The organism is Martinezella dioscoreae, assembly GCF_009176305.1.
Classification (GTDB): domain Bacteria; phylum Pseudomonadota; class Alphaproteobacteria; order Rhizobiales; family Rhizobiaceae; genus Rhizobium; species Rhizobium dioscoreae.
In genome coordinates this window covers 1-19,771 of sequence record NZ_BLAJ01000025.1, presented here as the reverse complement: position 1 = coordinate 19,771, position 19,771 = coordinate 1, and the positions used below count along the sequence as shown (strand labels likewise).

16 protein-coding genes are annotated in these 19,771 nt (G+C 57.8%); 5 read left to right on the top strand and 11 right to left on the bottom strand.

The annotated features are described in order from the left end of the window. Positions 1–98 precede the first annotated feature (98 nt). The 9 genes from GDN47_RS31280 to GDN47_RS31240 all read right to left on the bottom strand — a co-directional run bounded on the left by GDN47_RS31280 (position 99) and on the right by GDN47_RS31240 (position 10,585). A complete protein-coding gene (locus GDN47_RS31280; RefSeq protein ID WP_113351153.1) occupies positions 99–1,364 on the bottom strand; it encodes an ATP-binding protein in 1,266 nt (421 codons plus the stop codon). Continuing rightward, positions 1,361–2,092 carry a response regulator gene (locus GDN47_RS31275; protein WP_113332757.1) on the bottom strand — a complete coding sequence of 244 codons (732 nt, stop codon included), beginning with the start codon at positions 2,090–2,092 and terminating at the stop codon, positions 1,361–1,363. The genes GDN47_RS31280 and GDN47_RS31275 overlap by 4 nt, the downstream gene beginning before the upstream one ends. Before the next feature lie 237 nt (positions 2,093–2,329). Then, positions 2,330–3,385 carry a hypothetical protein gene (locus GDN47_RS31270; protein WP_152095014.1) on the bottom strand — a complete coding sequence of 352 codons (1,056 nt, stop codon included), beginning with the start codon at positions 3,383–3,385 and terminating at the stop codon, positions 2,330–2,332. Positions 3,386–3,403: 18 nt separating this feature from the next. Beyond that, the gene (locus GDN47_RS31265) at positions 3,404–4,729 is read right to left on the bottom strand and encodes a glycosyltransferase family 4 protein (protein ID WP_113332673.1); all 1,326 of its coding nucleotides are present in this window, start codon (positions 4,727–4,729) and stop codon (positions 3,404–3,406) included. 40 nt (positions 4,730–4,769) lie between these two features. Beyond that, the gene (locus tag GDN47_RS31260; RefSeq protein ID WP_233788768.1) at positions 4,770–5,633 is read right to left on the bottom strand and encodes an FkbM family methyltransferase; all 864 of its coding nucleotides are present in this window, start codon (positions 5,631–5,633) and stop codon (positions 4,770–4,772) included. Positions 5,634–5,754: 121 nt separating this feature from the next. Further along, entirely contained in the window at positions 5,755–6,927 is a 1,173-nt protein-coding gene (locus GDN47_RS31255; protein ID WP_113332675.1) for a polysaccharide biosynthesis/export family protein, read from the bottom strand. Between the two features lie 57 nt (positions 6,928–6,984). Further along, positions 6,985–7,914, bottom strand: a complete 930-nt coding sequence (locus GDN47_RS31250) for a helix-turn-helix transcriptional regulator (RefSeq protein ID WP_229002144.1) — start codon at positions 7,912–7,914, stop codon at positions 6,985–6,987. Positions 7,915–8,648: 734 nt separating this feature from the next. Continuing rightward, the gene (locus GDN47_RS31245; RefSeq protein ID WP_152095013.1) at positions 8,649–9,383 is read right to left on the bottom strand and encodes an ABC transporter ATP-binding protein; all 735 of its coding nucleotides are present in this window, start codon (positions 9,381–9,383) and stop codon (positions 8,649–8,651) included. Next, entirely contained in the window at positions 9,380–10,585 is a 1,206-nt protein-coding gene (locus GDN47_RS31240) for a KpsE/RkpR family capsule polysaccharide export protein (RefSeq protein WP_152095012.1), read from the bottom strand. Before GDN47_RS31240 ends, GDN47_RS31245 begins: the two co-directional genes overlap by 4 nt. A gap of 639 nt (positions 10,586–11,224) precedes the next feature. Here GDN47_RS31240 and GDN47_RS31230 point away from each other — a divergent pair. The 4 genes from GDN47_RS31230 to GDN47_RS31215 all read left to right on the top strand — a co-directional run bounded on the left by GDN47_RS31230 (position 11,225) and on the right by GDN47_RS31215 (position 16,913). Further along, a complete protein-coding gene (locus GDN47_RS31230) occupies positions 11,225–13,348 on the top strand; it encodes a capsule polysaccharide biogenesis protein (RefSeq protein WP_152095010.1) in 2,124 nt (707 codons plus the stop codon). Continuing rightward, positions 13,345–14,712 (top strand): glycosyltransferase family 4 protein, encoded by a 1,368-nt coding sequence (locus tag GDN47_RS31225; protein ID WP_233790222.1) that lies wholly within the window; start codon positions 13,345–13,347, stop codon positions 14,710–14,712. Before GDN47_RS31230 ends, GDN47_RS31225 begins: the two co-directional genes overlap by 4 nt. A 62-nt stretch (positions 14,713–14,774) precedes the next feature. Beyond that, complete coding sequence (locus tag GDN47_RS31220) at positions 14,775–15,788, top strand: FkbM family methyltransferase (protein WP_113332680.1); 1,014 nt, start codon at positions 14,775–14,777, stop codon at positions 15,786–15,788. Positions 15,789–15,818: 30 nt separating this feature from the next. Then, entirely contained in the window at positions 15,819–16,913 is a 1,095-nt protein-coding gene (locus tag GDN47_RS31215) for a DUF6270 domain-containing protein (protein WP_113332681.1), read from the top strand. A 16-nt stretch (positions 16,914–16,929) separates the two neighbouring features. On the opposite strand, the gene GDN47_RS31210 is transcribed toward GDN47_RS31215, so the two are convergent. After that, the gene (locus tag GDN47_RS31210) at positions 16,930–17,739 is read right to left on the bottom strand and encodes an ABC transporter permease (protein ID WP_113332682.1); all 810 of its coding nucleotides are present in this window, start codon (positions 17,737–17,739) and stop codon (positions 16,930–16,932) included. Between the two features lie 164 nt (positions 17,740–17,903). Between GDN47_RS31210 and GDN47_RS31205 the strand changes: the two genes are divergently transcribed. After that, positions 17,904–19,115 carry a KpsE/RkpR family capsule polysaccharide export protein gene (locus GDN47_RS31205; RefSeq protein WP_173002613.1) on the top strand — a complete coding sequence of 404 codons (1,212 nt, stop codon included), beginning with the start codon at positions 17,904–17,906 and terminating at the stop codon, positions 19,113–19,115. Positions 19,116–19,267: 152 nt separating this feature from the next. On the opposite strand, the gene GDN47_RS32205 is transcribed toward GDN47_RS31205, so the two are convergent. After that, positions 19,268–19,771, bottom strand: a 504-nt coding sequence (locus GDN47_RS32205) for a hypothetical protein (RefSeq protein ID WP_210386788.1), incomplete at its 5' end; no start/stop codon positions are given.

Below are 19,771 nucleotides of genomic sequence, written 5' to 3'. Positions count from 1 at the left end.
GAGCGGTTCAGCTCTTCACGGAATCTCTGAACCGCTCTATCTCTTTGGTTCACGCAATTCCGGACGGAAAACCGCTTCGCACTTTTCCTGGAATTGCTCTAGCTTGCGACTTTGGCCCCGGCGCTCTTGAACGACACGACCTGCTCCAATCCACGCGGCTGACGGTTACGGACCGTGATTTCCCCCCCGAATCGGGTAACGATTTCACGCGCAATGGCCATGCCAAGGCCTGCTCCCGGAAAAGACCTTTGCCTTGCAATGTCGATCCGGAAGAAGGGTTCGAACACCTGATTGAGCCGATCCTCTGGAATACCAGGCCCGGTATCGACAATTCGCACAACGGCTCTATTGCCAAGATGCGTCACCGTCACCGTCGCCGACTGGCCGTGCGTTGCCGCATTGATGAGCAGATTCCGCAAGGCTCGGGTGACGGCGAGAGGGCCTGCGCTGATCGTTGCCTGCTCCAGTTCGCCGCTCGTGACGTTCATATCGATCGCTTTCAACTCGGTGACGATATCGCCAACGATCTTGTCGAGCCTGACCTGCTCCAGACTGTCCTTGGAAATTTCTTCCCGAACCAGCCCTATCGCGCTGTCGGCGATCCTGTCGAGCTCCTCGAGATCAGCAAACCACTTACGCCGCTCTTCATCATCCTGGATGAACTCGGCCCGCAGGCGCATCCGGGTCATCGGCGTCCGCAGATCGTGTCCGGCGGCGGCAACGAGCCGCATACGGCTTTCCGTGGCGGCCTTCACCCGTGCTGACAGGCCATTGAGGGCCTGCGCGGTCGCGCGGATTTCTCCCGGTCCGCTTTCCGCTATATGCGGCAGGGTACCGTCGGGATTGATCGCCGCCGCCGCCTCCTCCAGCAGACGCAGCGGCTTCATGATCTTCGAGGCGGCAAAGATGGAGACGAGCACGCTGCCGATGATGATAAGACCGAGCCATCCCACAAGGATTTTCCACCCGCCCGGCGGCGGGCCATGGTCCGGCATCGGCATGATCAGCCAGTTCCCGTCGGAAAGCTTCAGCGACGCGATCATCTCGCCCGTCGACTGGCGTACTATGACGGCCTCGCGCATGCCGGATATTCGAAGCAGGGCTTCCATTAGGAAGCGCGACAGCTCCTCGTCGCGTTGGCCTTCAGCGGGTCCGGAGGTAACGACCAATCCCGCCGATGCTGCGGTGGTTCTGTCTTTCTCTGCGAACGTGGCAAGAATGGAAAGCTGGTGGGCCATCCGTTCGATCGTCATGTCCGGCCGCGGTCCGCGCATGACAAGGCTTGCTACGAAAGACGAGGAAATGACGACCAGAACGATGGCGGTCATCAAAAGTAGCGCTAAGCGCGCGCCGAGCGACCTCATGAATCGCCTTTGATGGCCGTTACCGGAACGACGAGCTGATAGCCTCCATTGCGGATCGTCCTGAAGATGGGCTCTTCTACCGTTTCTCCAAGCTTGCGGCGCAACCGGCTCATCAGGACGTCGATGGAGCGATCGGCCGGATCGCGATCACGTCCCTGCGTCAGGTCGAGCAGCTGATCACGCGACAGGAGCCGGCCAGCACGTTCCAGGAATGCCTTCAGAAGGTCGAATTCGGCGCCCGTCAACGAAATCACCTCGCCGCTCTCTCTGCTGACCCGACGAAGCTGCGGATCAAGCATCATGTTCGCGAACTGATAGCGCCTCTGCTCGGGCTCCAATGAGGAATCCTCGTTCGTGCGGCGCAGGACCGCACGGATGCGCGCGGCCAGTTCGCGCGGATTGAACGGCTTGCCGAGGTAGTCGTCGGCGCCGATCTCGAGACCGAGAATGCGATCTATATCTTCTTTCAGGGCGGTCAGGAGAATGACCGGCACCCGAGGACGGCGATTTCGCAGATCGCGGCAAAGATCGAGGCCAGAGCCATCGGGAAGCATGACATCCAGGACGAGGAGATCGGGATGACGTCGGTTGAGCGCATCGTTGCATCCGCGCAGATCGCTTGCTGTCGATACGCGGAAACCCTGCTCCTCGAGGTATCTGCTTAGGAGGGAGCGTATTTCGTGGTCGTCATCGACTATCAGAACATCGGGTGCGGCATTCGCGTTCATAGGATTCATTCCGTTTCTCAATTCTTATACAAACTATGGATTGCCTGAAAAGAAGGGTTTTGCGGCGCCAATACGGAAAAATCTGACCGAGAAACGTTCGTTTACAAAATTCCCGGCGCTGGAAATATTGGGTAACAAAATAATGCGCGGAAAACGGAATCCGCTACCGATGACGCATCAACGAGTCGAAAGCCGTTGCTCACCCGCGGTCGTCAAAGCCAATCCGCAAGCCGGCTATCAAGCCGCTCGCAGCCATTCCACGCTCCAGGCGGAAAGCCGCCCTTCAATGGCACCGCTGTCCATCATCAGCCGAATTTCGATCGGCGTACGTGGGTCAACAATATTGACCGGCACCGCCGCCTCGAAAGAGCCAGTGCCTTCCGGGCAGACACGCAGCCTCCCTAGCAATTCGGCAGCATGTACCTCCAGGGTGAGGATCTGCCCCTGACAATCTTCGTCGACATCGAAGGCAAATTTCGCATTCCAGCGGCCTGGCGGCAAGTGAAGATAGGGGCCATAGATGAGGCACCGGGCTCCTCCGGTGAGGTCGACAAGATCGTCCAGCGTCTGCCCCAGGCTGTCGCCTGACAGAAATGTCTCTTGCGGCCAGAAAATCGTGGCGCTTGAGTTTTTCCGGCGGTCGAATTCCAGAGGGCGAAGAACCTTCCTTGCCGTCTCGCGCAGTGCCTCGCTAACCTCCGGGACAGCCTCCTGCGGCATCAGATATCCCGCGATCACCGCCGCCGCAGCCTCCTCCAGTTTCGGCGGCTCGGCATGCGACGGCTGTCCGGCAGGCGCCATTCCGACATGCAGCAGCGCATTCGCGATTTGCTCAAATTTGAGATCAGTACTGAAATGCCGGTCTATCGTCTTCAAAAGCAGATCTATGCTGCCCTTTTGACCGATGTCGTTGCGACGCAAGACCAGCCCTCCGGAAGCCCCCGCCAGGGGCTCGAGGCAGGCAAGGCTGGCCGAGACGGCCCTGACCAAGCCGATATCCCGCTGCTCGGTCGCTCGAGCCAGATATGAGACCGCGTCGAGCGGATCCTCAAGAAACAACAGAAACGGCACATTGACCCTGAGGATTAACTCCGAAAGCCTGGCTTCCGGAAATTGCGAGACGAGAACCGCATGCATGCCGGATCGCGCTACGACATGCTGCTTGAGGTCCTCCACCGTGTCGGTTGCGATGATCGCGTAATCGCCGAAGGCTTCGCGGGCCAGGGCGTGCACCGCGGCAACACCCCACGAGGACATGACGCCCGGCATCCCGAATGCAAAGAGGATGGTCATGATCCGCTCTTTCTGCGGTTATCCGTTGAAGAGGCTGTCATAAAGCGCGCTCACCTTCTGTTGATATCGATCCGTGGAAAAACGGGCGGCCTGCCTGGGGCCGGACTTGGCAAACGAGGCGCACAGCCCGTCATCCTGATCCAGACTGACGATCGCCTTGCGCATCTCCTCCGTGTCATAAGGATCGACCAGCAGCGCGGCATCTCCGGCTATTTCGGGGATCGATCCCTCCGTGGAGCTCAGGACCGGCGTTCCAAGCTGCATGGATTCCAGCACCGGCAGGCCGAAACCTTCATAAAGCGACGGAAACAGCACCGCCCGCGCTCCCCTGATCAGGCTGATCAGCAAGGGATAGGATACGAAATCGAAGCGCTGGATCTGCCGTTGCGGCAAGATGCGGTCTTCCGCGCGAAGATAGAAGCGAAACCGGTCATCATCGATGAGCTGCCGCGTTTCCTCGCCTTTCCATCCCGGAGCACCGACGATGATAAGCGGCTTGGATGTTTTTGCGGCGAGATAGGCCTCGATCAGCCGTGAAATGTTCTTCTTCGGCTCGAAAGCGCCGAAGAAAAGGAAATAGCCCTTCCAATCGAGATGGAAGATGCCGGCGACTTCATCCGCAACCACATCGACCGGTTTCTCGCGAAGTCGGTCCGGCACGTGAACGGCCTGATAGGTATTGCTGACGCGCGCCTCATCGGCACCAAGAACCTTGATAATATCGGCCCGCGACGTTTCGGATACCGTCACGATATGATCCGCTCGCCGGACCAGGGAGCGCAGCATCTTGTAGTGATAGCGCTTGTCGTCCTCGGTCAGATAGGGCAGCCGCAAGGGCACCAGGTCATGGATCGTATAGATATTCAGCGCCTTCCTAACCGCGATCGGCATCGGATAGGTGCAATGGAGAAGATCCGGCCGAGCCTCGAACTTCATTGTGAGATTATTGCCGTAGCGCTTGAAATGATGGCGCGCGAGATGGAACAAGTCGCTGGAAGCATAGGCCAGGGCCGCATCGCCGAGTTGCGCCTGAAGAGATTTAAGAATAACCGTCCCGCCGAGTGGGATCGGAACCGGTCTCACACCGAAGGGCGCGGCAATGCGACGGCGCAGCCAATGCCGAGCTTCGGATAATGCTCCGCGCGGGCGGGCGCCGGATGCATCAAAGAGAACAACCTCCCGCAATACCGGGTCTTTCGGAACCCTCCCCGGAATTCCGTAGACAACCCCGGTCTGATAACCAAGCGAACGCGAAGCCGAGAGCAGGCTGCGGGTGTAGGTCGCAACACCTGTGCCCTTTTGCAGAGAAAGATTGAGACCGTCGTAAAGGATCGTCTGGCTCACTCCGATCTCTCCTTCAGCATCTGGAAATCCCTCGTCACTCTCAAGCCGGCTTGTCACGCGACAGGACGAGTAGCGAATCGTCGGCCCCGTATTTCGAAAGCAGGTCTTCGCTGGTGATGGGAACCGCTTCGCCGCTGAAATCGAGGCGCCGCATTGCCCCGTAGATGCCGGCTAGCCGTTCGAGAAAACCGGATGCGTCGGCATAGCGGGCAGGATTGAATTCGACCACAAGCATCGGTTTATGGCGGGCAATGGTCTCGGCCATTCCTTCGAGTATGACCTCCTCCGCCCCCTCCGCGTCGATCTTGATGAAGTCGACGCGCGAGCAGGAGGCGCTCATCTCGTCGAGGGTCGTCAAGGGGACCTTGATGACGACACCGTCCTGTGGGCGAGGTTGAAACAACTCCGAAACGATCAGCGCATTCTTCGGCTCGTTATGGGGTACATATAAGGAGGCTTCATCCGATATCGTTGCACCAAGCGCTGATGTTTCGATCCGCGTCCGTCCGAGCAGCCCGTTGAGCTCGACGCTGCGACGCAGGAAATCGGCGGCGTGGGGATTGGGCTCGACGGCGATCAATTCGCCCCTTGTGCCGACGAGCTCGGCAAGCAGAAGGGAGTAGTAACCAAAATTCGCACCGACATCGATCGCTGTCATACCGCGCTTGACGTTGCGCGCGCAAAACAATGTCAGCCAGATCTCCCAAAAACCGTCCAGAAGAACATGTGATCCGAAACCTCTGTCTCGGGTGTCTACATAAAGCTTGTAGCGGCCAAGCACGCGCACCAAAGCCGTGTGGTTTCCGAGGTAGGCGCTGTTCACGCGCTGCAAGATGGCCGTTTCGGCCTGATGGCGATCGAACGCCATCAATTCATGAAGATGTAGCAGTGCCGAAGAACTCATTGTACCTCTCTCGTTCCTGCATGCCCGTAACGCATTCCGCAGGTCGGGCAACATCAGGAAACTCCCTCGAATCCGGCGAGCTTAACCGCCTCCGGCCTGTCCCCGCCCTGCTCAGTCGTCTTCAGTTTGCTGCCGACGCGGAGATCCCGACCGATGCTGCCGATAGAGCCGTTCCGGTAACCCCCTGGAAGAGGCCCATGAACTTCTGGATATCGATCGACGAGGCATTGGAGATATAAATTATATCCCGCGGCTGAACCTCGAAGTTCTGCATCGCAAGCAGCGTCGATCCGTTTTTCAGATTGAACCGATAGACGATCGGGACAGGTCCACCACGGCGCAGCAACGGATTGCTCGGTGCAACGATGCGGCGGGCAACCTCAAGCGGCTCGTAGCGGAAGAGGAAGACGCCCGACGCGTCGGCGCGGGTATCCTGCAAGCCTCCCGCACGCGCAACGGCATTCGCCATGGTCAAATGCTGAACGCTGAAGGGGACTTCGCCATTCTGACCTGATGCGCCAAGAATCGTGTAAGTAGTCGGCTCGCGCACGACAGTGACGACGTCTTCGGGCCGCAATCTCACGTTTTCGCGCGGATTTTGAACAATCGCGGTAAAGGGCAGATGCATTGTTCGCCCGCCTCGCGTCAGATAGACGACGCTGTCGTTGACGCCGGCGCGCAATCCTCCCGCGGCGGCAATAGCATCGAGTACTCGGCTGCCGGCGGGCGAAAGCGCGACGCGCGCACCGCCGGCCACCTCGCCTGTAACCGTGACTGTGTTCGACGAGCTTTGTTGGACGGTCACCAACGCCTGTGGCTGCACCGCCTTGCCCATCAGACCGGAAACTACCGCCTTTTCGACCGACGCCGGAGTGCGGCCAGCAGCCGTGATCCGGCCCACATAGGGAATACTGATGGTGCCATCGCTGTTGATGGTTTGCGGCGGGATCGTCACTGAACTACCCGTCGCCTGTTGCTGTCCCGAAGCGCTCGACGCCATTCCGAACAAGCTGCCGGGAGGCGCTTCCCAAAGGCTGACGGAAACGACATCACCAACCGCGATCCTGAGGCCGGGATCTCGTGCGCCCTCACCGAAATATGCCGCGAAGCTGGCTACCGGTCGAGCGACACTCTTGACCATCGCCGTCGACGTCACATCGACAACCGCGAATGGTGGCATAGCGCGCGCGGCCGCTTCCTCCAATATGCGGGAGGCCTTGGGGCCGGCCTCCGGTAGTCCACAGCCCGTAAGAACGCAGGCGAGAACGCACAATAATCCGAACTTCAACGGCATCGACGATCCTGAATGGCATGGAGGCAGTTTTGGCGAGGTATTCTCGCGCGAGGCAGGCTAGGCCGTTCCGGCATCGTCGCTGCGCTCCCGGGTAAAACGAAGGATCGACGAAGGACTGGAGCCATAAGCGTGCTTGTAGAGCACGGAGAATCGCCCGGGATTGGAGAATTGCAGGCTCATGGCGAGATCGGTGATGCTTTCGGCCTGACCACCCTTGATGGCGCCATGCGCCGCAGCCAGCCGGTAGTTGCAGAGGATTCCCATGGGCGTATCGCCACGGTAGGTCTTGAACATGCGTTGCAGCGCTCGCGGGCTGCAGCTCGCGGCGTTCGCGAGATCCTCCAGCATGATGGCGTTGTGCAGATTGTCGCGCATGAACGCCTCCGCCCTCAGGAGCTGCCGTGGCGCGTTTTCAAGCGTGCCGCGATTGAAGGCATCGGACAGATTGTGCGGCAGCTTGGCAAACAGCTTGACCAGCAGGAGCTCGCTGTAAGCCTTGGCGAGCATCATCCGTTCGGTCTGGCGAGCGGTCGTCAAATCCTTCTCGGCCTGGCGCAGCGTTTGATAGAGCCCTTGCGCGCCGCCTTGACGGAAGCTCACCGGTGCCAGCGCAAATTCCTGCACATAGGGCTTGCCGGTCAGCTCCTCGAAATGCTGGCGGATTACGGATTCCGGGATCTGAAACAGCAGCCAGGAACTGCGCGGCTTGATCTCCAGCCGCTTGCCCGCCCGATCGCTGATGCTGGCGACATAATTGGCAGGAATGCGCAAGGACTTGCGCATTCGCCGGTGATTGATCTCTATTTCCCCCGCGAGAACAAATACGATGCTGACGCGCGGCAAGTCCTGCTTCGCGGTCCCCTCGAGGCCGGCCGAATGCTCGGCGCTTATGATTGAGGCCGACTGAAGCGGTTGCTTGCTGAATTTGAAGGAATAATCGCCTGAGGTTTCCGAAGGAACCGCCCATTTCCAGTTTGGTTCAAGCATGTCAAGGTTGCGAATAATTGCATCCCGGGAATACACCTCGAAAGTGCCAACGCATTGCTCGACAACTCTTTCCAACATCGCCATCCGCTAATCCTACTCAAAATCTCAGGTTGCATATTAGCCATCGCTAACACGTGATTTCTATCTAGGCTACTTTTTTCTAGCGTTCGTTTTGACGACTCCATTCCTTTGCTCTCGCGCCCACTTCGAGAAGCAATTCCATTCATCGCAAGTTGCATTACTTATAATTAAATTAGCACGATGAATTTTAGCGCGACAGTACAGATAGTGACGATGTTATACAGATTCCTACCTCTTCGTAGCGCGGCCACAGGTTGAAAATCCCGAGCGACGATATCGGACAAAATAATCGCTCTCGGCAAATATATTCGACATGTCTACGGGCACAGGTTGCAGAAGTAGTTACTAATTTACCTCGATCGAATTGTCGGAAGTTTGTTGCGTGCACAAGGTCGGCTGGTAAAATGGAGTAGCCAAGCGGCCACGCTGGCTTGCAGCTAAAACAATCTGCCCGCTACATTCATTTCAATTATTCTAATACATGATGAGGTTTAGCTGGGAGCCTGCGTCAGCGCCCGGAATGCCGCTATCTATATACGACTAGGCCCCGGCAAGCGCTTAAACGCGGTGCATTCCGCCGCTCGATATTGTGTCAATTTGCAAACATGGCGTGCACTACTGTTGCCGATCCACACAACCAACCATCGGCCGGCTTACAATGTGGAGTAAATGCGAAATGCCGCTTCGATGTCGTCGAAAACGCGGCCGCGGCCATTCTTCAACACGAGCGCCGACTTGCACAGCTCGCCGATCACATTGAGATTATGTCCCACAATGATCATCGAGCGATCCTTGCGTTTAACGAAAAGCTCCTCAAAACAGCGGAGTTGGAAGCGTTTATCGCCAACCGCCAATACCTCGTCGATGAGATAGCAATCGAAATCGATGGCAAGCGACATGCCGAAGGCGAGCCGCGCTCGCATGCCTGAGGAATAGGTCCTGAGAGGCATGCGCAGATAGCGGCCAAGCTCACTGAAATCCTCTACCACATCGCGAATTTCATCGAACGGCTTGTCATAGATGCGCGACAGGAAGCGCATGCAGTCGTAGCCAGTCATCGAACCGCCGAAGCCACCGCTCAAGGCAATGGGCCACGACATCGACATGTTGCGCACGACCTTGCCCGACGTCGGCTCCTCTATCCCTGCGATCATGCGCACGAGCGTTGACTTGCCAGCCCCATTGTGTCCAAGGACAGCGATCTTTTCACCGCGGCCAATCTTGAATGTCACGCCGTCGACCACGCGGCGCATCCGGCCATGCACCTCATATTCCTTGACGAGATCGAACACGCCGACAATGCCATCTTCATGCCAGGGTATTTCGCTCTTCGGCGCCGGCGTCCCCGGGGAGGCTATTTGCGTGAGACTGGAAGGGAGACCGGTCATTGCTGAGCCGCGTGCTCGTGTACCTGGATCATGAAGAAGCGCACGATCCAGAAGGTCGCAAAACAAACCGCAAGCAGCATCAGAAACGAACCGAGGCGCTTCGGGTAGAGCGCATGATCGGGCAAATTCGGATCGGCGATTCGCTCCAGATACAATTGTTGCCGCTGCGCATCGATCCTGGCATTTTCCAGGGAAACGGTCGCCGATGTCAGCATCTTCGCTGCCATTTCCCTCTCCAGCAGCAGCTGCTCATATTGCGCGATGCGAGGTGCCATCGAGCCGTCACTCCCGACGATACGTGCCCGTTCATCGCTGATCTGCCGTTCCATCGCCGCCACGCGCGCGCTCAGCGCCTCCCCTTGCGGACTTTGCGGCGCCTGTTCTTGCAGCGCAGAAAGACGCGCCTTGCTGTCGGCCAGATCATCCGAAAGACGGGCAATCATGTCCAAGGCGGCAGACGATTGCTTGCTTGGGTCGACAAGCGCTTCGCGATTGCGGAATTCCGTCAGGCTTTTTTGCATGTTGGACAGTCTTGTCTGGCTGTCGTTCACCTCGATCTGCGCGTAACGGATGGCATCTTCGCGCGCTCGATCATTAAGACGGTTGATGAGTTCTTCCGCGTGCTGAACCAGGGCATTGGCCAGGCGATAGGCGTCTTCGGCACGAAATGCGTGTGCATCCAGTGTCGTCACGCCGCTGCCGCTGTCGGTGTGTACATTGATGAAACGAAGATAATGCCGATACAACTCTTCATTATTGGCTTCCGCCCAAGGCAGCGGGTAGCGGCTGAGGAGATCTCCCTCGGGCCGAGAGAGGATTTCCATTAGACCATCCCTCTTTACCAAGGCGTCGACAGCGGCGCGAGACTTGATGAACTCGGTGACGATGTAGCTGTCATCCTGCGCGCGAACGAATCCGGTGCTCTGCAGGAACCCGCTAAGCAGGCCAGCGGCATTCCTGTTCGGGCTGCGCACGACGAACTGCGTTTCGGAAACATACTGATCGGAGCAGATGAAACCGTAATAAATCGCCCCGAGTAAGCCGGGAACGACGACGATCAGCAATAGCAGCAATTGTGATCGAGCCCATTGCACGACAGAACGCGGCCAGGAAACCGGTTGACCTATAACGGCGCCGGATGAGCGTGCATTCACCAGCCTAACGAAATCAGTGAATTCCTTGTTATTCTCGATACGGCTCATTTGGGACCATCAAATCTCTCTTGGAATGGTGAGGACCACTCCGCCGCTGCCCTTCCGGAGCTCCGATCAAGCAACCGTAGTCAGCCGGTTTCCATCGTTTTGGCTCGTCATTCCGAACAAGGGGCACGACGATGTCGATGGCAATTTACTTTGCAAGAGATTCCCATATATCCTTTGAAAGTCAAATATATTTCCGCGCTTTCGAAATTTTTACATACGGAAACAAGAATAATTTGGCTTCTGTCGCAATTAATACTTTGGCGACGCGATCCGTATGGCGAGGCCGAATTGTGGCGGCAATAACTGCCATTCGATTAGCCGTTTCACCCTCATTGCTGGTTCAAGGAATTCGGAATGGGAAAGTTCGGAGGCATCTTGCAGCATATCGGCAGTAACCTTGCCTCGGATGGCCGTCCAGACCTGTTCATCGGCCGGTTTTGCCGAAGCCTCTTGAAATTTCTCCTGGGTAGGCGGCGCAACCTCCCACTTTCGATACCGGAAGATGTCCTCCAGTTACCGTTGTGTTTCATGTCCCCCAAAGCGGTTCCGCTCATGCAACCAGCCGTGAGCAGACATCGCGGGCTGTCTCGTTCAGGCGCGAGCCATCGCTCTTAGCGAACATCTTTTGGGGGGACTTATATGCACATAGATTCGACGATCTTTCCTCAGGAGGCGCGGTCCTCAACCAAGGCAGACGAGCAGCCGTCCTGGTTGCCCCCGATCAACGCACGCCTGCTCGCTTTCCTTCCGACACGTCAACGGTTTCCTCTCATCGGCCCCGCCTTCTCCGCCTCGCTCAAGCCGATCGAATTGACGATGGGTGCCGCCGATGGTGTCGTCAGTTGGGGAGACGGACTGCTTGCCCGCCTGGCGCGCCTCTATGCGCAGGTGCAAGGTCTGCCCTTCTGGACGGTGGCGGGCGGCTTCCTGCAATCGACCGGTCAGGACGCCACATCGCCGGTCTCCATCGTCGCCGACGATCTCGGTATTCATTCTTCTGCCCGCCAGCCCTCCCGATTGGAGGTGCTGCTTCAAAATGCGCCATCCGACACGGATATTCAACGCGCCCGCGACCTGCGGCGATGGATCATTCGCGAACGGTTATCCCAAGACAATCAGCTGCGGGACGAGAGCATTTCGCTTCGCCGGAGCCGTCGCAGACGGATCCTGCTTGTAGACGAGGTGATGGGAAATCACGCTGTGGAAAGCGCCGGTGCCGATGCCGCGACTTTCGCAAGAATGTGGACGGCGGCTCTTGCCGTGGAAAATGCCGATATCATCGTCAAATGCCATCCCGACGTCATCGCAGGCCAGACCCGAGGCTTTCTTCAACCCCTCGCTCAAACGGCAGGCGTGCAGCTTGTGGACCGCCCTGTCTCGACGCATTCCCTGCTGGATATGGTGGATGAGGTCTGGACCGTATCAAGCCAACTCGGGCTGGAAGCGCTTCTGCGGGAAATACCCGTCGTTACCTTCGGCATGCCCGCCTATGCCGGCTGGGGACTGACTGCGGACCGCGCCGTAGGCACGGTCGCAACGACGGCGCGCTCGCGTCGTGGACGCCATGTCAGCATAGACGAGTTTGCTGCTGCTGCTTTCTTTCAATATTCCCGTTATGTCGATCCCGTCTCGCGCAGCCCGATCACGGCAGAGCAGGCAGTCGAACGGCTGCTGGAATGGCGCACGCGCGCCCGATCGCTCTCCGGCCGTTACCTTTGCGTCAATTTTTCGCTTCACAAACGCGCGGTCATGCGCCGCTATCTAAGCAGCCCCCGGTCGCAGGTGCAATTCGCCACCAATCCGAGCGCCTCGGAGATTCAGAGTGCGGACACCATCGTCCTTTGGGGGAACGCCACTCCTCCCGATGAATCCATTTTGTGGAAGCAGGGCAAGAGATTGCCGATCATTCGGGTTGAAGATGGCTTCATTCGCTCCTCCGGCCTTGGCAGCTCGCTGGTGCCCCCATCTTCGCTCTGCTTCGACGACCAAGGCATCTATTTCGATGCCTCAGCTCCAAGCCGGCTGGAGACGATCCTGAACGGGGCGAATTTCGACGATGCGCTTCTTGCGCGCGCAAAGCGCTTGCGGCAGGCCATTGTCTCGATGGGCATCACCAAATACAATCTGCCGCCGCAGCCGGCGCCGGATTATCGTGCTCTGGCCGAAGGCCGCGATATCGTTCTGGTGGCCGGGCAGGTGCCGAACGATGCCTCGCTGCGGTTCGGCATGGCAAGTCATCCATCCGATATCGAACTGCTCAAAGCCGTCCGGCGCGCAAGACCTGCGGCATTCATCATCTACAAGCAACACCCCGATCTTCTGGCGAAGGCAGCTGGCCGTCATCCGCCTCCATGGCCACCGGCGGAGGCGGAAGCTGCCGATCTCGTCATCGGCAATGTCGATCTGGACAATCTTCTCGGCGTTGTCGACGAGGTTCACGTCGCAACATCGCAGATCGGGTTCGAGGCCCTGCTGCGAGAAAAGCCGGTATGGTGTCACGGTCTCCCCTTCTATGCCGGCTGGGGCCTCACACGGGATTCGGTCGTTTCGTTGCGGCGAAAACGCGCTTTAACGCTCGACGCCCTCGTCGCCGGCACACTCATCCTCTATCCGCGATACTGGTCGAACATCACCAATCTTCCGTGCGAGGCGGAAGACGTGGTCGCCGAACTCTATCGTTCCCGCCAGGGCATCGCTCCCAATCCGTCGCGGCGGCGCTGGCTGGCACAGGTCATCCACATGCTCGAGGCGAGAAAAAAATGATGAAGCCGGTCGTTATGGACATCTCGCGATTGATGGAACGGTCGCATTGCCCGACGCCCACCGGCATCGATCGCTATGAGCTTCATTATGCGAATTGGTTGAACGAGCGCCGCAAACGGACTGCCTTGACCGATCTCGGTGCGTTTCCGCCACCGTCGTGGTTTGTCGAAACCGGTCATAACAGCGCCGTCACCGTTCCGTCCGAGCGGGCGGACAAATTGGTCTCCATGCTCAACAGCCGCTGGGCAGCAACGGAGATATCGCCCGCACAGTCCGCCCTTCTCGAACGGATTTTCGCCGCCATCGATGGCAAGATCAGGTGGCGGTCGGCGTCGGAAGTAAAAGCAGGCGAGGCTCATACGCAAAAGCTGCGCAAGATTGCGCATGCCGTCGCCAATCATTTCGCTCATGGCCTGGCGTTGCCGGACAGGGCGTCTTTCGTCCACGTATCACACAGCCGGCTGGAGCGGACATCGGCTTTCTCCTGGCTTCGAGAAGCCGGCAGAAACGGCGTCTTCTACGTCCATGATCTCATTCCGCTATCGCATCCGGAATTCGTTAGACCCGAGGAGCCGGAGCGGCATCGCCGCAGGATGGAGACGGTGCTGAAACATGCGTCGCTGGTGCTTTGCAACTCCCAGGTAACGGCACGCGCCTTGCGCACCTTTGCCCAGGAAAGCAATCGAAAACTGCCCTCTATCGCCGTGCTGCCTCCCGGTGTCGAACAATGCTTCCTGTCGCCATCATCGGACATGCCGCGCCCACAGCTGCCATATTTCGTGACGCTCGGAACGATCGAACCGCGCAAGAACCACATGCTGTTGCTGCACCTCTGGCAATATCTCGCCGAGCGTGACGGGCCGAAGGCGCCACGGCTGGTCATTGTCGGCAAGAGGGGATGGGAAAACAGCCACATCCTGGCAATGCTGGAGCGATGCCCTGCCCTGCCCGGACTCGTCATGGAAGTGCCGGGGCTGGAGGATGCCGCCTTGGCGCGGCTGGTCGCTGGCGCGGCCGCCCTTCTCGCGCCTTCCTTCACGGAGGGGTATGGCATGCCGGTCGCTGAGGCTATCGCGCTCGGCACGCCGGTCATCGCCTCCAACATCAGCGCCCATCGCGAAGCTGCCGCCGGGCAGCCCGCCATCTTTCTGGACCCCCTAGACGGGCTGAGCTGGAGAGCCGCGCTGGACATGATTGCAGCCTCTCCGCAACGCCGAATGAAGCCCGGGTCATCAAGTGGGTGGGATACGCATTTCGATGATCTGGAGGCGTTGATTGAGGCCGATTTTTCGCCACGACGCCATGCTGCTCAACGCGCTTCGCGGCGTATCGAGAGATTCCCTACCTCGGCGATTTTGCAGTGAGAGGCGGCGGTGCTGGCGCAACATAATAACAAAGTTCGTCAGCAAGACGCGGGAGCGGCGACGTGACAAGCTTTTACGACATCGAGAATTGCTACAAATTCATTCTCGGCCGCCCGATCAACGACGATGAGCGAAATGTCATCGGCAATCATCTCCTGCAAATCACCGATCTGCCGCTGGACGCCCATCGCAAACGTTTTCTGACTTCTAACGAATTCCACCAACGTCATAGCGAATTGCTGTTTCACAATTTCGTGCCGAGATCGATCGTCGTCCTTTTTGAAACCGCCTACAATTTCAAATTGTATCTGGACCTTCGCCAATATCACATTTCTTTCGGCATCATGAACGGTGAGTATGAGAAGTTCGACATCGAGCTCGTGAAAGCCATTGTGCCCGATAACGGGCAATTCATCGATGTCGGCGGCAATGTGGGGTACTATTCCCTCTCTGTCGCAGCCCATCATTCCCCATTTAGAGGAACGGTTCTCGCCTTTGAGCCTCTACCGAAGCTCTGCGAGTTGTTCAATCGATCGATCGTGGAGAACGGACTTGGAGACCGAGTCAGCGTTCACCAGCTCGCTCTCGCGGATGCTCCGGGAGAGTTACCGCTTAATGACGCGGGGGAAACAGTCAACGCGGGAGCCACGCGACTGATTACTGCCCGCGCGGAAGTCAAGGTCGATCGCAAGACCAAGGTCGAAACACTGGATCGTGTTATCGGCAATCTGCGGCCTGATGTCATAAAAGTCGACATACAGGGAGCGGAAGGCTTGTTTCTGAAGGGGGCGCAAAGAACCATCGCCACATGTAAGCCTTCTCTATTGATGGAGATCAACTATGATATGCTCTCCATTGTCTCCAAAACCGCTCCAGGCGCGATCCACCGCCAGCTCGCAGATTTCGGCTACCACATCTGGACAAGGTCCGAGCATCGGCTGATGCGAATGGCGACACCCGAGGAATTCAACTCGAACTTCCCGGCCGGCACCGCAGCGAACATATTCGCCGTTCATGAAGATCGCGCCGAGGACGTCAACCGGCGGCTTCAGCACCTGAGCGTGGATCGAGAATGAAGATCTTGTTGAACAAAAAGGGGCAATCATATGGGTGGTATCGCCTATTATGGCTCGTGCCCTAGCGAGGAGTTTGTCCGATACGTATTTGCGGACAGCACGATCGTCTTCTTCTGCTACGGCATCAACATCGCCAGCTTCATGAACGACAGGCAGGCGTCCATCACCGCCATCGAGGGGTGGCCCGAACCGATCCAAAAGAAGCTGCAGTTCGAAGCCGACAAAGGCTTTTGTGATCGATTGAGGACATCAGCGCCGATGACGCTGGTGATCGATTTCAGCCGCGCCACGCGCGCCTCGCTCCTAGACTACGAGGGCACCTTACTCACCGTTCCCTACGAACTTTTGGAAGCGGGACCCGATTTGCAACGCGAAGCCTTCAGCATCTTCAAGGTGATTCCCTTCGGTAGTTGCGACTTCTGGACGCTCGTGATCGAGGCAGCACAAAGATTCTGCGAGTTCCTGAATGCAAACCTGCCGGATACAAAGGTTATATTGCTCGATATGCCCCCCACAACCGACTATCGCGGCACGCTTATCGACCGCAATACCTACATGACCGACTTTTGCCGCTGGCAGATACGATATCCGATTTCTCGCATGCTTATCGACTTTTGCCGGGAGCGTATTGAAAACAGCAGGATATTTGCACCGCCGTCAGATCTCTATTCCGACGACACCGCACTCTACGGACCCGCACCGATGCACTATTCCGTGGAGGTCTGGAAGGAGATCGCTGTTCGCTTTCATGCGAATGGCGGCTTCGACGGATTGCCGCGTGCGAGCGATACGGTTTCCGCACTCACGAACTATTCCGGCCTAATAGACGCCTTCACGAAAACGGCGCTGACCAACCCGAACCTTCATCGGTTCAGCCTCGATATTCTGCATGGCGCGCTGCCCTATCTCTTCGCAAAAATCAGCAGCCCCGCCCATAGCCACTTTGGCGATCCCATCGATTCCTATGATGTCGTCGCAGCCTTTCGCTGGATTCTCGGTCGCGAGCCGGAATCTGTCGAAACCTTTCTCAGCCACTATGCGCTGCCCAGCCGAAAGGAGTTGCGCGAAATGCTGCTACGCTCCTTGGAATTCCAGAACCAGGTGACGAACTATGCCCAACGTTAACGCGACCGTCGTGGCGTCATTCGAACTTGATGTGATGACGTGCCACGTTGATCAGGAAGAGGCCCGTAGCCGTCGTAAACAGGCAGCACTTCGCGAGATAATCGATGTCATAGAAAGTTTGCACGGAATCGCCGAAGACACCGGCGCGAAAAAGCTCGAAGCAATGAACGAGAGGGACATAGAGCGCCAGCTTCTGGGCGCCACTGGGAAGCCAGGCCACCATGAAGAACATGCCGCAGATCGGCAGCGTCAGATATTGGAACGGTGGAATGAATTTCTCGATGAACTCGAACCGCTCCGTACCGGCGGCAAAGATGAGCGCCACTCCGAAAGAGAGCCAGGCCATGAACAGCCAGCCCGCCAACAGCAGACCGAGATTCTGATAGGGCGGAATAATGTTTGCCAAACGCGCAACCGTGTAGACGACGATGAGCGCAGCAGTCGTGCCGGCAGTCTCCAGAAGCGCACGGGCGATTATGGCGTCGGCCAGGCGGATTTGGCGATGGTACATCAAGGGCAGATTTTGACGCAGACAAGAAACTGCGTGACCGGTTATGTGGCGCCAGAGCGTCAGCGGCATGTAGCCGCTCAAAACGAAAGCCGCGACGGTCAATCCGTGCGCCTCATGATTGAGCAGCGTCCACATGATCATGACACCCGTGGTCAGGATCATCGGTTCCAGCGCAAGCCACAGGAAGCCGATGTTTTCCCGCCCGTAGCGTATGAGCATTTCGCGCATGATCAGCGCACCAAGGACGCGCCCCTGAATCTTCAACCCGTCAATGAACTGCGACCCTCCGCGCGCGTTTGCCGATACCTGATGCATCCGAAGCCCTCCTGGTCGCTATCCCGTCTCCATCGGACGGTCGGTCAACGATACCGGCGAAGGGCAACCGCTCAATCTTCATTGCGCCGGGCTCGGACAATTAGCGTCCGTGACGTCCGCTCGCGGATCTGCAACGACAGACGATCATCAGAAAGGGCATGATCATGGCTCTGATTAACCCCGAGACCCAAAACAAGAAAGTCGATGCAGATCAGCGCCGGCAGTCTTTCCACCGCATGATTGCAACTTCGATTGCCGGACCTGCAAAGGCCCGAAAGCGTCGCAAGCGTTACGGCCGTCTAAGCGTTTATCTGCTGGCGGTTATTGCCCCTACCCTGGCGGTCAGCGCCTATTACGCATTCATCGCCGCTCCAATCTATGTGTCCGAATCCTCTTTCGTCGTCCGCATGGCCGCGCCGCCATCCTCCAATGTCTTCGGCTCTCTGCTGCAGAACAGCGGGATAACGCGCTCGCAGGACGATACTTTTTCCGTGCAGGAATATATCCGCTCCCGCCAGGCGCTGAAGGAACTTGCCGAAAAGCTTCCCGTACGTGCTATTTTCGGCAGTCCTCAGGCGGATTGGCTGACGCGCTTTCCCCGCTTCTGGGAAAACAACAGCGAGGAACAGCTCTTTAATTATTATTCGAGCCGGGTGTCTGTCATTCACAACGACACCACAGGCATCACCGTCCTGCGGACGACAGCCTTTCACGCTCAGGATGCCGCGGATATGAATACCTCATTGCTGGCACTTGGCGGCGATCTTCTCGACCGGCTCAACAATCGCGCCCGCGGCGATGCGGTCCGCTTTGCCGATGGCGAGGTGCAGCAGGCGCAGCAGCGGGTCATTGATGCCCAACGAAACATAACAAACTTCAGAAACAAGGAGCTGATGGTCGATCCGAATGCCAGCTCCATGTCGATGATCGATCTCATCAGCAATCTGACGTCCGCTCTCGCCAATACGCGGGCACGCCTTGCAGAGACGCGCAAGACTGCGCCGGACAGTACCTCCATTCCCTTTCTGACGAGCCAGGTCGCGGCACTGGAGCAGCAGATCGAGAATGAGCGAGCAAAAATGGTCGGATCCGACAAATCCGTCGCGCCCAGAATTGCGGATTACGAAAGTCTCGTCCTGATGAGGGAGTTTTCCAACAAGGCGCTCGTTGCCGCGCTCGATGCGCTCGAAGCAGCCCGAGCCGATGCCCGCCGCCAACAGCTCTATCTTGAGGTCGTTGTTCCACCGCAGATGCCTGACGAGGCAGAGATGCCTTATGCGCTGAAGAACGTTACGGTCGTTTTCCTGTCCCTGAGTCTTTGCTATCTGCTGGGCTGGCTCATGGTCACCGCCATCAGGGATCACGAAAGCGGCTGACCTTATAGCCACGTTCGAACCTGAACATGTGGGCCTGTATCTTTGTTGCTATTTGCCCGAAGAGCGGCAAGGGTGCCGGTCTCGTCCTCTATCAGGTCCGATGGCACGAAGCCAAATGGTAGACAATTGAGTGATATGAGCTACTCACGCCGTCATTGAGCATTATTGCACTCAACGTCGAACTGAATTTGGGAGCTGGCAGTAAAATTAGCATCAGTGAGCACGGCTTGACCAGTTGGCTCGAACTCAGTCAGCGTAACGGTGCTGTCGGAAAGCATCTGTGCGACAATGCCACTCGTCAGTCCTGATACATTGAGCAGAACGCTTGGTGTATTGGCGCCCGGCGCGCCGGCAGGGGTCGTGGCACAAACATAAGGGGATCCGGAGATATTGATAGAACCGGCTGCCGCGCCTGTGGTTTTGCCTGTGAACGTGACCACTCCATGGAGCTTGAATCCCCCATTTGGCGTCCGCGCGGCAAAGCCGCGGGACGTGTAAGTCCACCCAGTGCTGCTACCACCGGATCCTCCGAACTTGACGACGGGGCTGTATCCGATGGCAGCGAAACCGGACATGGCAATATTGCCCGTCGCATTGTCAAAAAATCCACCTGCGAAGATATCCGAGATGAAAAGATTGCCCCACGGCCCATTGAT

What these genes read in the sequence shown, in the direction of transcription:
- GDN47_RS31280 (WP_113351153.1), bottom strand. Translation starts at nt 1,364, where the DNA reads ATGAGGTCGCTCGGCGCGCGCTTAGCGCTACTTTTGATGACCGCCATC.
- GDN47_RS31275 (WP_113332757.1), bottom strand. Translation starts at nt 2,092, where the DNA reads ATGAACGCGAATGCCGCACCCGATGTTCTGATAGTCGATGACGACCAC.
- GDN47_RS31270 (WP_152095014.1), bottom strand. Translation starts at nt 3,385, where the DNA reads ATGACCATCCTCTTTGCATTCGGGATGCCGGGCGTCATGTCCTCGTGG.
- GDN47_RS31260 (WP_233788768.1), bottom strand. Translation starts at nt 5,633, where the DNA reads ATGAGTTCTTCGGCACTGCTACATCTTCATGAATTGATGGCGTTCGAT.
- GDN47_RS31255 (WP_113332675.1), bottom strand. Translation starts at nt 6,927, where the DNA reads ATGCCGTTGAAGTTCGGATTATTGTGCGTTCTCGCCTGCGTTCTTACG.
- GDN47_RS31250 (WP_229002144.1), bottom strand. Translation starts at nt 7,914, where the DNA reads ATGCTTGAACCAAACTGGAAATGGGCGGTTCCTTCGGAAACCTCAGGC.
- GDN47_RS31245 (WP_152095013.1), bottom strand. Translation starts at nt 9,383, where the DNA reads ATGACCGGTCTCCCTTCCAGTCTCACGCAAATAGCCTCCCCGGGGACG.
- GDN47_RS31240 (WP_152095012.1), bottom strand. Translation starts at nt 10,585, where the DNA reads ATGAGCCGTATCGAGAATAACAAGGAATTCACTGATTTCGTTAGGCTG.
- GDN47_RS31230 (WP_152095010.1), top strand. Translation starts at nt 11,225, where the DNA reads ATGCACATAGATTCGACGATCTTTCCTCAGGAGGCGCGGTCCTCAACC.
- GDN47_RS31225 (WP_233790222.1), top strand. Translation starts at nt 13,345, where the DNA reads ATGATGAAGCCGGTCGTTATGGACATCTCGCGATTGATGGAACGGTCG.
- GDN47_RS31215 (WP_113332681.1), top strand. Translation starts at nt 15,819, where the DNA reads ATGGGTGGTATCGCCTATTATGGCTCGTGCCCTAGCGAGGAGTTTGTC.
- GDN47_RS31210 (WP_113332682.1), bottom strand. Translation starts at nt 17,739, where the DNA reads ATGCATCAGGTATCGGCAAACGCGCGCGGAGGGTCGCAGTTCATTGAC.
- GDN47_RS31205 (WP_173002613.1), top strand. Translation starts at nt 17,904, where the DNA reads ATGGCTCTGATTAACCCCGAGACCCAAAACAAGAAAGTCGATGCAGAT.